Annotated in this window: 13 protein-coding genes; 6 read left to right on the forward strand and 7 right to left on the reverse strand. The window is 71.2% G+C overall.

From position 1 onward, the window contains the following. Positions 1-92: 92 nt before the first annotated feature. Entirely contained in the window at positions 93-1,322 is a 1,230-nt protein-coding gene (locus tag ABD419_RS10225) for a hypothetical protein (protein WP_344485457.1), read from the reverse strand. An 81-nt stretch (positions 1,323-1,403) separates the two neighbouring features. Continuing rightward, positions 1,404-2,435, reverse strand: coding sequence for an SIS domain-containing protein (locus ABD419_RS10230; protein WP_344486118.1), 1,032 nt, complete (start codon positions 2,433-2,435; stop codon positions 1,404-1,406). 303 nt (positions 2,436-2,738) lie between these two features. On the opposite strand from ABD419_RS10230, the gene ABD419_RS24960 reads away from it, so the two are divergent. Both ABD419_RS24960 and ABD419_RS10235 read left to right on the forward strand, forming a co-directional pair. Then, the gene (locus tag ABD419_RS24960; protein WP_374209694.1) at positions 2,739-2,813 is read left to right on the forward strand and encodes a 50S ribosomal protein bL37; all 75 of its coding nucleotides are present in this window, start codon (positions 2,739-2,741) and stop codon (positions 2,811-2,813) included. A 79-nt stretch (positions 2,814-2,892) separates the two neighbouring features. Then, entirely contained in the window at positions 2,893-3,477 is a 585-nt protein-coding gene (locus ABD419_RS10235) for a TetR/AcrR family transcriptional regulator (RefSeq protein WP_344485460.1), read from the forward strand. Between the two features lie 21 nt (positions 3,478-3,498). Here ABD419_RS10235 and rsrA read toward each other — a convergent pair whose 3' ends face one another. The 4 genes from rsrA to ABD419_RS10255 all read right to left on the reverse strand — a co-directional run bounded on the left by rsrA (position 3,499) and on the right by ABD419_RS10255 (position 6,175). Next, positions 3,499-3,795, reverse strand: coding sequence for a mycothiol system anti-sigma-R factor (gene rsrA, locus ABD419_RS10240; RefSeq protein WP_344485463.1), 297 nt, complete (start codon positions 3,793-3,795; stop codon positions 3,499-3,501). Further along, positions 3,792-4,571 (reverse strand): sigma-70 family RNA polymerase sigma factor, encoded by a 780-nt coding sequence (locus ABD419_RS10245; RefSeq protein ID WP_344485466.1) that lies wholly within the window; start codon positions 4,569-4,571, stop codon positions 3,792-3,794. Before ABD419_RS10245 ends, rsrA begins: the two co-directional genes overlap by 4 nt. Before the next feature lie 441 nt (positions 4,572-5,012). Further along, positions 5,013-5,321, reverse strand: coding sequence for a WhiB family transcriptional regulator (locus tag ABD419_RS10250; RefSeq protein ID WP_344485469.1), 309 nt, complete (start codon positions 5,319-5,321; stop codon positions 5,013-5,015). Positions 5,322-5,467: 146 nt separating this feature from the next. Beyond that, complete coding sequence (locus tag ABD419_RS10255) at positions 5,468-6,175, reverse strand: SOS response-associated peptidase (protein ID WP_344485472.1); 708 nt, start codon at positions 6,173-6,175, stop codon at positions 5,468-5,470. A gap of 133 nt (positions 6,176-6,308) precedes the next feature. Between ABD419_RS10255 and aroA the strand changes: the two genes are divergently transcribed. Genes aroA through hisN form a run of 3 tightly spaced genes read left to right on the forward strand, consistent with a single transcriptional unit; the run spans position 6,309 to position 9,470 of the window. After that, on the forward strand, positions 6,309-7,610 hold the full coding sequence (aroA, locus tag ABD419_RS10260) for a 3-phosphoshikimate 1-carboxyvinyltransferase (protein ID WP_344485475.1): 1,302 nt from the start codon (positions 6,309-6,311) through the stop codon (positions 7,608-7,610). A 3-nt stretch (positions 7,611-7,613) separates the two neighbouring features. After that, complete coding sequence (gene rsgA / locus ABD419_RS10265; protein ID WP_344485478.1) at positions 7,614-8,639, forward strand: ribosome small subunit-dependent GTPase A; 1,026 nt, start codon at positions 7,614-7,616, stop codon at positions 8,637-8,639. A 30-nt stretch (positions 8,640-8,669) separates the two neighbouring features. Next, entirely contained in the window at positions 8,670-9,470 is an 801-nt protein-coding gene (hisN, locus tag ABD419_RS10270) for a histidinol-phosphatase (protein WP_344485481.1), read from the forward strand. Positions 9,471-9,517: 47 nt separating this feature from the next. On the opposite strand, the gene ABD419_RS10275 is transcribed toward hisN, so the two are convergent. Beyond that, positions 9,518-10,483, reverse strand: coding sequence for an acetylxylan esterase (locus ABD419_RS10275; RefSeq protein ID WP_344485484.1), 966 nt, complete (start codon positions 10,481-10,483; stop codon positions 9,518-9,520). Positions 10,484-10,717: 234 nt separating this feature from the next. Between ABD419_RS10275 and ABD419_RS10280 the strand changes: the two genes are divergently transcribed. Beyond that, positions 10,718-11,671, forward strand: a complete 954-nt coding sequence (locus ABD419_RS10280) for a pectate lyase family protein (RefSeq protein ID WP_344485487.1) — start codon at positions 10,718-10,720, stop codon at positions 11,669-11,671. Positions 11,672-11,700: the final 29 nt, after the last annotated feature.

Here is an 11,700-nt window from a genome sequence, read left to right on the forward strand (position 1 = left end):
CAACACGCCGACAACGCGGTGCACCGCGTCCGAAATCGATGGGTGGGAGGGGTGGGGGCGGGGGGGGGAGGGCCTCCGAGGCCGTTGCCGGGCTAGGGGATCGGGGGCGGCGGGGGCACGGGGTAGTCGAGGTTGACAGTGCGGGGGTTCACGAGCTCGGCGAGGGGCGCCCAGCATTCGTAGACGCCGCGTTCGACGCAGGTGGCGTCGGCGGCCATGATCGCCTCGATGTCGGGCTGGCTCAGGCGCAGGCGGACCCAGTCCTCGTTGCGGCCCAGCGCGATCACCTCGGTGTCGCGCCAGCGCGCGCGGGTGTGGAAGCGGCGCGGGCCGACGATCGGGTTGCGGGTGGCCGCGCCGCGCTCGTAGGCATGGAAGCCGTGGCCGGGGTCGGCGGTGATGGGGACGCGCTCGCCCTCGTGCTCGCCGGTGAGTCCGGCGTGCACGGAAGGGTCGACGCGGAAGAGGGTGCGGCCGGTCTCGAGGCCGGGGATGCGGTTGACGAGGTCGCGGTGGCGGGCGCCGGCGACGCGGGTCCACACGTTCGTCTGCGGCTGGTACTGGAACAGCGCGATCTCGGCGCCGTCGGGCGTGTACGCGAGGATCTCGGCGCGTGCGGTGAGCGGCAGGTCGGCGAGGCCGGCGGTGGCGAACTCGGCGATGAGGTGGGTGCCGCTGGGGAGGAACCCGGTGCCGAGCACCATCGAGCCGCGGCGTTCGCGGCCGGGGATGCCGACCAGGCCGGGGAAGTGCACGAGCTCGGTGCTGGTGTAGTCGTCGGGTCCGATGGCCCGCCAGCGCAGGGCGAAGGCGAGGTCGCGCACGTCGTCGGGGTCGCCGGAGAGGACGACGCGGTCGCTCGGGAAGCGCAGGTGGGCGACGTCGGACTCGCGGAAGCAGAGGCCGCTGACGAGGGGCGCGGCGGTGAGCTGGCGCGAGACCTGGTGGCGGCTGAGGGGTTTGACCATGCGGGTGCCGGGGGTGATGAAGGCGGTGGCACGGGTGGCGGAGACGAGGGCGCGCTCGGCGGGGCCGATGCGGGGGTTCTGGCTGTACTGGTGCACTGTGGACGCGTTGATCCCGGGCATGACCGGGATCGCGAGGGGGGCGACGCCGGCGAGGAGCATCTCGCCGCCGGAGCTGGTGGCTTCGGAGGCGTGGACGAACCGGTGGAAGGTCGACCCGCTCGGTTGGAAGCCGGGTTCCGAAGTGTCCGAATAGATCTCGAATGCGGCGCCGCCGGCGACCGCACGGGCCCGGTACCGCCTGTCATGCCAGACGATCTCAGTGATGCCGGTCTGCGCGGCAGGTGGGGCCTGCATGACGCTGAGTGTACGGAGGCGGGTGAACGCTTCGGTGAACCGAAGGTGAACACCAGCCTCCGCGACGCCGCGGACCTGCGATCACACCGTCTCGGTGACCTTCTTGAGACCTCTTGGGGCGTCGGGGTTCTCGCCGCGCTCGATGGCGAGATGGAGTGCGACCCGTTGCAGCGGAAGGATGTCCAGCAGTGCGGCGATGCGCTCGTCGACCGCGGGGGTGGCGAGGCGGGCGGTCTGGCCGGGGACGTCGGCGGCGCCGACGATGACGACGTCGGCGCGCTGCTTCTCGAGCCGGGTGAGGACGTTCCACATGGCGTGGCCGCCGGGGCCGGAGCCGACGACGGCGAGGACGGGGACGCCGGGGTCGGCCATGGCGAGGGGGCCGTGGAGGAGGTCGGCGCCGGAGAAGGCGAGCGAGGGGAGGTAGGAGGTCTCCATGAGCTTGAGGGCGGTCTCGCGGGCGGTGGGGTAGGCGTAGCCGCGGCCGGTGGTGACGAAGCGGGAGGCGAAGCGGTAGCGGCCGGCGAGTTCGGCGGCGCCGGGGTCGTCGAGGACGCTCTGGGCGAGTTCGGGGAGCTTGTCGAGGGCGGCGGCCTCGGCGGCCTCGAGGCGGCCGGTGCCGGTGCGGATGCCCTCGATGAGGAGCAGGAGGGTGAGGAGTTCGGCGGTGTAGGTCTTGGTGGCGGCGACGGCGCGCTCGTGGCCGGCGCGCACGTCGAGGTGGAGTTCGGCCTCGGTGGCGAGGCGCGAGGCGGGGTTGTTGGTGACGGCGAGGGTGAGGGCGCCGCCGGCGCGGGCGGCGGCGACGACCTGGGCGAGGTCGGGCGAGCCGCCGGACTGGGAGACGGCGATGACCAGGCTGTCGGACCAGTCGGGTCGGGCGTCGAAGACGGTGACGACGGAGGGGCTGGCGAGGCTCGCGGGGAGGCCGAGGCGGATCTCGGTGAGGTACGCGGCGTAGAGGGCGGCGTGGTCGGAGGTGCCGCGGGCGGTGAACACGATGGAGCGCGGGCGGCGCTCGGCGATGAGCGCGGCGATCCGGGCGATCTCGGGGGTGCCGTGGTCGAGCACGTCGGCGTAGACGCCGGGCTGCTCGGCGATGTCGGCGGCCATGCCGATGCCGGGGCGCTCGTCGGCGCCGGTGGTGTCGGGGACGCCGGCCTGGGGCTGGTTCACGGGACGCTCCTTGTCAGACGGATACCGCAGTGAAATATTAAATAAACCTTCATAATGAAGCCTAGTCGACGCCCGCCAGGGCCGTCCACCGCCGCCGGGGCTTCCCGCGGACCGGGCGGGCGCCCCGCCGCGCCCCCTCAACCCTCCGCCGATTTCACCCCGTCGTCAACGCCCTCCGGACGGTCGCGCAGGTACCGGTAAGGTTGGACCACCGAATTCCCGACCACCGAGGAGGAAGCCATGGCGAAAGCAGCTCGCAAGCGCAAGTCGCGTAAGAAGAAGGCCGCGAACCACGGGAAGCGGCCGAACAGCTAGCGCTTGGCGGGGCAGGCGGCCGTGGCCGCGACTGCCCCGCGATGGCACTGGCCCGAGGACAAGAACGAGACTCGCCCACATGACCGAAGCGCCGCGCGAAGCGCGCGAGCAACAACAGCCGAGCACCCGCGAGCGGATCCAGCAGACCGCGATCGCGCTCTTCAGCGAGCACGGCTACGAGCACACCTCTCTCAGGGAGATCGCCGAGCACCTCGGCGTCACCAAGGCCGCGCTGTACTACCACTTCAAGACGAAGGAAGACATCGCGGCGAGCTTCTTCGAGTCCTACGCGAACGACCTGGACGCCATCTGCGACTGGGGAGACACGCAGCCGAGGGAACTCGACACCCGCATCGAACTGCTGCGCCGCTACGCGGAGGTCATCCGCGCGCACGTGCCGGTGCTGAAGTTCATGCAGAACAACCAGGCCGCGCTCACGCGCCTGGACCGCATGTCGGTGTTCCGGCTGCGGCAGCGGCGCCTGCACGCGCTGCTCGTGGAATCGGACGCGCCCCTGATCCAGCGCATGCGCTCGTGGGACGCGATCACGACCCTCTACAGCAACTGGATCACGTACCCGCGGGTCGACGACTCCGAGGACGAGATCCGCGAGGCGTCGCTCCAGATCTCGATCGGCATGATCGAGGCGAACGCCGCCTCGTGAACGGGGGACGCCCGGGCGCGGTCAGCGGTCGCGCTCGGCGACCTCGCTGAACAGCTCGCTGACCTGCTCGATCGCGCTGAGCTTCTGGCGGAGGCGCTCCTTGACGTCGTCGGGTGCGACCTCCTTCGAGCAGCAGCGGTGCACGATGGCGCGCACCTCCTGCTCGATGCCGTACTCCGAGAGGCAGGGCGAGCAGTCCTCGAGGTGGTCCTTGATGACGCCGCGGCGCACGTCGGAGCACTCCTCGTCGAGGTAGAGGTAGACCTCTTCCAGCACCTCGCGACAGTCGAGCCTGGGCTTGTCCGGTTCGCTGGTCACGACTGCCCCTCCTGTGCGGGCGAAAGGCCGCGGTCGGCGGCGTACGAGCTCAGCAGCTGCCGCAGCTGCCGCCGGCCCCGGTGCAGGCGGGACATGACGGTGCCGATCGGCGTGCCCATGATGTCGGCGATCTCCTTGTAGGAGAACCCCTCGACGTCGGCGAGGTACACCGTCAGGCGGAAGTCCTCGCCCAGGCGCTGGAGGGCGTCCTTGACGTCGGAGTCGGGGAGGTGGTCGAGGGCCTCGGTCTCGGCCGAGCGCAGCCCCGTGGCCGAGTGGGACTCGGCGTCCGCGAGCTGCCAGTCGGTGATCTCGTCGGTCGGCGAGGTCAGCGGCTGGCGCTTCTTCTTGCGGTAGGAGTTGATGTACGTGTTCGTGAGGATCCGGTACAGCCACGCCTTGAGGTTGGTGCCCTCGCGGAACTGGTGGAACTTCGAGTACGCCTTCAGGAAGGTCTCCTGGACCAGGTCCTCGGCGTCGGCCGGGTTGCGCGTCATGCGCAGGGCGGCGCCGTAGAGCTGGTCGATCAGGGGCATCGCGTCGCGCTCGAACCGCGCGCGCCGCTCCTGGGCGGTCTCGCTTCCTGCCTCGGTCACCGTCTCCCTCTCGTCGGCCTCAGAAGCCGAGCCTACGGCAGGGCCCTGGGCGGGGACGGCGGAAATACCGGCGGCGGTGACGCCGCCGACGGGATCGGTCCCGTAGGCAGGGGACCATTCGGGACCGCTCAGCAGCGCGGCGAGGCGCTCGTCTTCACGTCCGCGGACGGTGGTGGTCATCAGCGATGCGCTCCTTACAGCGAGGTCGGAGACTCGTACCGCTCAACAGCACGGGGGTCGGGTTCATTCCCCGTGGGCGAAACCCCGCGAGTCTGCTCCGCCACACCTCCGGCGCCGCGGATCGCGAAGCGTGCGAAATTCACGAAACCATCCGAAATTATTACTTAAAGGATCGAATCGGTAACTTTCGGTGCGGGCACTCGTTATCACCGGTGGACCCGGAAGGGTCTTGATCGCGGCGATGACACGTCGCCGCGTGAACTCCCAGTACCTGCCCCGGGCCGGCGGACATGACACCGCCGCCGGTCCGGGGAGGCTGCGGCCCCCGACCCCGGACAGGCGAAAGGCCGCGACGGTCGCCCTGCGGGGCGGTCGCGGCCATCCGAATCGGTGAGCGCTACGCGCCCACGGCCAGGGGGTTGATGTCCTTCCAGACCTCGATCATCGCGCGGCGCTCGCGGGGCGCGGTGGCCCCCAGACGCCGTGGCGGTCGCGGGCCTCCAGGGCCCGGACGAGGCAGGGGGTGCGCACCGGGCAGGACGCGCACATCGCCAGGGCCTCGTCGATGGGCTCGCGGGGCTCGGGGTACATGACGTCCGGCTCGGCCTCGGCGCAGTTGCCGCTGCGCAGCCAGTCGTCGCCGCTCATCCGGTACGAGCCGCCGAGCGACTCGCTGCGGTACTCGGCGGCGTCGAGCAGCCGGGGGTCCTTCCGGGCGCGGGCTACTTCCTCGGGGCGGATTCGCCGCATTGCTGCCTCCCATTTTCCATTGCCGCCGCAGCTCCCCCGCACGTCTTCGCCTCGATGCGCGGGGTGTTCCCTTCAGCCGGCGACGGCTTGTACACGAAAGATCGACGAGTTGTGGTACAGATACCGATGCGGCAGTGTGATTGACTTCACAATCCTGGGAGTGTCGACGGACCCGCCTCGCCGTCCGCGGGGCGGACCAGTTCCGGCCCGTCGTTGGTGGCCCGGCCGACCCCGCGGCCGACCTTCCGGATCTCCAGGTCCCCCGGCAGCGACAGGAGCGGGCCCGCGAGCAGCTCGCTCTCGGCCGCGTCCTCCTCCCCCAGCCAGGCGGCGTACCGCTCGGGCGGGAGGACGTAGGGCATGCGGTCGTGGATGGTCTCCATCGCCTCCCCCATCGCCGGGCAGGTGAGGACCGTGAACGTGATGAGGGTGAGGTCGCCGTCCTTCCAGGTGTCCCACAGGCCCGCGAAGACCACCCCGCCGGGCCTGGTGAAGAAGTACGGCTGCTTCCCGCCCCCGGGGAGCTTGCGCCACTCGTACCAGCCGTCGGCCGGGACGAGCGCGCGCCGCGACGCGAACGGGCGCTTGTACGCCCGCGAGCTCGCGACGGTCTCGATGCGGGCGTTGAACATCCGCGCCCCGATCCCCGGGTCCGAGGCCCACGGCGGGACCAGGCCCCACCGCGCGAGCTCGACCACCCGCTCGTCGCGGGACTTCGAGCGCCGCACCACCGGCGCCTGCGTCGTGGGCGCGATGTTGTACCGCGGGTCCCACGCGCCGGCGATGAGGTCCTCGGCGTCGAAGAGCGCCGCCATGCTGGGGCTCGACTTGCTGTTGGCGTACCTTCCGCACATGCCCACACGGTAACCCCGGCCACCGACACCGCGGCTCATCAATTTCCGACGCGGAATGCGGCGCGCCCGGCCCGCGCCACCACGGTCCGGCGACCACCGGGTTCCCGCACACCGGACCACTAGACTGGCGGGCGTGAACGCAACCGCCGCCCCCGAGAAGCGCCGCTGGGAGGCCCCGTACGCGGAGGCCGAGCTCGACGCGGTCGTCCGCGTGCCCGGCTCGAAGTCGATGACGGCCCGCGCCCTCATCCTCGCCGCGCTCGCCACCGGCCCCAGCACGATCCAGCGCCCGCTCATCGCCCGCGACACCCTCCTCATGGTCGAGGGCCTCCGCGCGATCGGCGTCGGCGTCGACACCGGCGACGACGCCTCCTGGACCGTCACGCCGGGCGAGTTCCGGGGCGGCACCGCCGTGGACTGCGGCCTCGCCGGGACCGTCATGCGGTTCCTCCCTCCCGTCGCCGCCCTCGCCGACGGACCCGTGGCCTTCGACGGCGACCCCCACGCGCGCAAGCGCCCCAACGACGGCGTCATCAAGGCCCTGCGCGGCCTCGGCGTCGACATCGAGGACGGCGGGAGCCTCGCGCTCCCGTTCACCGTGAACGCCACCGGGCGGATCAAGGGCGGCGACCTGGAGGTCGACGCCTCCAAGACCTCGCAGCTGGTGAGCGCCCTCCTCATGGCCGCGCCCCGGTTCGAGAACGGCCTCGACCTGCGCCACACCGGCGACCGGCCCGTCCCCAGCCGCCCCTACCTCGACATGGTCGTCCAGATGCTCCGCCACGCCGGGGCCGACGTCGACGACTCCGAGCCGAACCGCTGGCGCGTCGCCCCCGGCGAGCTCCAGGGCCGCGAATGGGTCATCGAGCCCGACCTCCAGAACGCCGCCCCGTTCCTGTGCGCCGCCCTCGTCGCCGGCGGGCGCGTCACCGTCGAAGGCTGGCCCACCGAGACCACCCAGGCCGGCGACGCGATCCGCGAGATCCTCGTCCAGCTCGGCGCCCGCGTCGAGTGGACCCGCGGCGGCCTCACCGCCTACGGCTCCGGCGAGGCGCTCCCGTGCGAACTCGACCTCGCCGACGCCGCCGAGCTGACCCCGTCGCTCGCCGCCGTCTTCGGCGTCAGCAAGGGCCCCTTCGTGGTCAGCGGCGTCGCCCACATCCGCGGCCACGAGACCGACCGCGTCTCGGCCCTGGTCACCGAGCTGCGCAAGATCGGCGCCGACGTCGACGAGCACGAGGACGGCTTCCGCGTGCGCACCGGCGGCCGCGAGCGCGGCACCTGGTCCACCTATGCCGACCACCGCATGGCCCACGCCGGCGCCGTCGCGGGCCTGGCGATCCCCGGACTCGTCCTCGACGACGTCGCCTGCGTCTCCAAGACCTGGCCCGACTTCGCGGAGGTCTGGGAACAGGCCGTGCGCGGGAAGGGATAGCCGTTGCCGAGGCCGGAATGGGACGTCGACGCCGACGACGATGACGACGAGTGGGACGAGGACGACGTCCCCGTGCGCGCCTCGCGGCGCTCCCGGCCCCGCACCAAGATCCGGCCCAAGCACGAGAACGCCGTCGAGGGCTTCGTGACCGCCGTCGACCGCGGCCGCTACACCTGCCGCGTCGGCGGCACCGCCGTCACCGCCATGAAGGCCCGCGAACTCGGCAAGCAGTCCATCGTGGTCGGCGACCGCGCCGGACTCGTCGGCGACCTCACCGGCGCCCCCGGGACCCTCGCGCGCATCGTGCGGATCGCCGAGCGCCACGGCGAGCTGCGGCGCTCCGCCGACGACGAGAACGCCACCGAGCGGGTCGTCGTCGCCAACGTCGACACCCTCGTGGTCGTCGCCTCCACCGTGGACCCGCCGCTGCGGTACGGGTTCGTGGACCGGTGCCTCGTCGCCGCCTACGACGCCGGGGTCAAGCCGATCCTGTGCCTCACCAAGAACGACCTCGCCCCGCAGATGGTCGACGAGGTCCGCGCCTACTACTCGCAGCTCGACCTCACCATCGCCGCCACCGAGCCCGACAGTCCGCTCGACGAGCTCGTCGACCTCCTGCGCGACAAGGAGAACGTGTTCTTCGGGCACTCCGGCGTCGGCAAGTCCACCCTCGTCAACCGGCTCGTCCCCGGCGCCGGCCGCGCCGTCAGCGAGGTCAGGGCCATCGGCAAGGGCTCCCACACCTCCACCAGCACCGTCTCCTTCGAACTGCCCGGCGGCGGCTGGGTCATCGACACCCCCGGCGTCCGCTCCTTCGGGCTCGCGCACGTCACCGCCGACTCGATCCTCAAGGCGTTCCCCGAACTCGCCGCGGTCGCCGCGGACTGCCCGCGCGGCTGCACGCACACCCCCGAGATCGGCGACTGCGCCCTCGACGCCGAGATCGGGCCCGACGACCCCCGCGCCGGACGCCTCGCCTCGTTCCGCCGCGTCCTCGCCTCCCTGCACGAGGCGGACTCGAAGAACTGAGCGGCGGGCCCCGGCCAGTAGGATGAGGCCATGCCCTCTTCCAGCTACAACGACGATCTCGGCCTCGCGCACCTGCTCGCGGACTCCGCGGCCCAGATCGGGACGAGCCGGTTCCGGTCCTCGGACCTGCGGGTCTCGTCGAAACCGGACATGACCGAGGTCTCCGACGCCGACACCACCATCGAAGAGGTGCTGCGGTCCACGCTCTCGCGGGCGCGCCCCCGCGACGGGATCTTCGGCGAGGAGTTCGGGGACAACCCCGGGGCCTCCGGCCGCAAGTGGGTCATCGATCCGATCGACGCCACCCGCAACTACGTTCGCGGCGTGCCGATCTGGGCCACGCTCATCGCCCTGTTCGACCGCGGCGAGCCCGTCGTCGGCGTCGTCAGCGCCCCCGCCCTGGGCCGCCGCTGGTGGGCCATGAAGGGCGCCGGGGCCTTCGCCGGGCGCGACCAGCGCGCCGGGAAGCGCATCCACGTCTCCAAGGTCGCCGCGCTCGCCGACGCGTCGGTGAGCATCTCCTCCATCACCGGCTGGACGAAGCTCGACCGGCAGGGCGCCATGCTCGGGCTGCTCCACGAGGCGTGGCGCGAGCGCGGGTTCGGCGACTTCTACTCGTACTGCCTGCTCGCCGAGGGGGCCGTGGACATCGCGGCCGAACCCGAAGTGGCCCTGTGGGACCTGGCGCCGCTCGCGCTCATCGTCGAGGAGGCCGGCGGGAAGTTCACCGACCTGCGCGGGCGGTCCGGACCGGACGGCGGGTCGGCGCTCGCCACGAACGGGCTGCTGCACGACCAGGCGCTGGAGCGGCTGAAGATCCGCGAACCGTAAAGCACGGCGAAGGGGCGGGACCGAGCGGTCCCGCCCCTTCGCGCGTCCTAGACCTCGGCGAGGAACTTCAGGTGCTCGCCGCGCTGGTGGATGCCGCCGCCCTCGTGGCGGTTCCAGGGCCACACGGTGATCCGCTTGTCGCCCTGCCAGCGGTTGTAGGCGGCGAAGACCGTGGACGGCGGGCAGATGTCGTCCATGAGGCCGACCGAGTACAGCGCGGGCGCGGTGCCGCGGGCGGCGAAGTGGAGCCCGTCGAAGTAGTTCAGGGTCGCGAAGACGCGGTCCTCGCGCAGGCGCTGGCCCGAGAGGAACTCCACGATCTCCTGGTAGGGGAAGGCGTCGGTGATGGTGACGGCGCGCTGGAAGTGCGTCAGGAACGGGACGTCGATCATCGCGCCGGCGAGGTCGTCGCGCAGGCCGCCGACGGCCTGGGTGATGCCGCCGCCCTGGCTGCCGCCGGCCACGACGATCCGGTCGGGGTCGATCCCGTCGAGGCCCTTGGCGACGTCGACCGCGCGGTAGGCGTCGGTGAAGACGCGGCGGTAGTAGTAGTGCTCGGGGGCTTCGAGGCCCTGGGTCATCCAGCCCTTGTTGGTGGGGCCGGTGGTCCCGTAGGGGTCGGCGGTGTCGCCGGGCTGCCAGTTGCCGTAGCCCTGGCCGCGGGTGTCCATGACGAGGTGGGCCCAGCCGGCCGCGGGATAGGTGGTGTGGGCCCAGGGGTAGGAGCGGCCGCCGGAGTAGCCGATGTACTCCACGACGCACGGGAGGAGGCCCTCGGCGCCCTTGGGCTTGACCAGCCAGCCCTTGATCGGGTGGCCGCCCCAGCCGGCGAAGGTCAGGTCCTGGACGTCGAGGTTGACGAGCCCGGTCTCGTACGGTTCGAGCCGCACGTCGAGGTCGAAGCCGCCGGCCTCGCTGAGGGTGGTCTTCCAGAACTCGTCGAAGTCGGCCGGTTCGGGCACGTCGGGCCGGTACTCGCGGAGCTGGTCCAGGGGGAGGTCGAAAAGAGCCATGGGGAAATTTCTAACACGACCCAACAAATAAGTCCACCGCAACCGATTGCCACACCCGTTCCGCCTCGTATCAGCGCTTGCCAGGCGCCAGTCGGGCCCGGCGACTCGCCGTCGGTCCCGTGCCTTTCTATTTCGGGCCGAAGTCTTGCAAACGCTGTCCGTCCGGGCTTACCGTGAAAAATAGACACATATCAATACGTTGTGTCTCCCCCTCCAACGAAAGGACGCTCGTCAATGTCGACGACCATCTCTCTCACGGCCAGGCGGGTCCTCGGACTCGTCGCGGCGGTGGTGCTGGCCGCGCTGTCGGTCACCGCCCTCGACCCGGCACCGGCGGTGGCCCAGTCCGGACTCACCGGCTGGGCGACGCAGAACGGCGGCACCACCGGCGGCGCAGGCGGCCCCACCACCACGGTCACCAGCGCCTCGGCGTTCACCTCCGCGGTGTCCTCCAGCAGCGCCAAGATCGTCCGCGTCAGCGGCACGATCGCCCTCTCCGGCATGGTCAACGTCGGATCCAACACCACGATCATCGGCAACTCCGGCGCCACCTTCACCGGCGGCGGCCTCAACTTCGACTCCGACCGCAACGTGATCGTCTACAACATGCGGTTCAACAACTGGTCCGACGACGCGATCAACGTCCAGGACGGGTCCACGAACCTGTGGTTCGACAACAACACCTTCGGCACCGGCTACGACGGCGCGCTCGACATCAAGCGCGGCTCGGACTTCATCACGGTGTCGTGGAACCGGTTCAACGGCACCGACAAGACGATGCTGCTGGGCCACTCCGACTCGAACGGGAGCCAGGACATCGGCCACCTGCGGGTCACCTACCACCACAACTGGTTCAACGGCACGAACCAGCGCACGCCGCGCGTGCGGTTCGGCGAGACCGTGCACGTCTACAACAACTACTACGTCAACATCGGCTCGTACTGCGTGGCCACCACCGAGAACGCGGGCGTCCTGTTCGAGGGGAACTACCTCGAGAACGCGGACGACGCCGTCCACATCGGCGAGGGCTCCTCGGACGACGGCCGGATCGTCTCCAGGAACAACCACCTGGTGAACACCTCGACGCCGGCGTCGAGCGGATCGGTGGGCGGTGTCCCGTACGGGTACTCGCTCACCACCCCGTCGCAGGTGAAGTCGGTGGTGACGGCGAGCGCCGGGGCCAGTTAGCCCCGCCTGTACCAGCGCTTGCCATGCGT

The sequence above is a fragment of the Glycomyces endophyticus genome (genome assembly GCF_039531525.1).
GTDB lineage: Bacteria > Actinomycetota > Actinomycetes > Mycobacteriales > Micromonosporaceae > Glycomyces > Glycomyces endophyticus.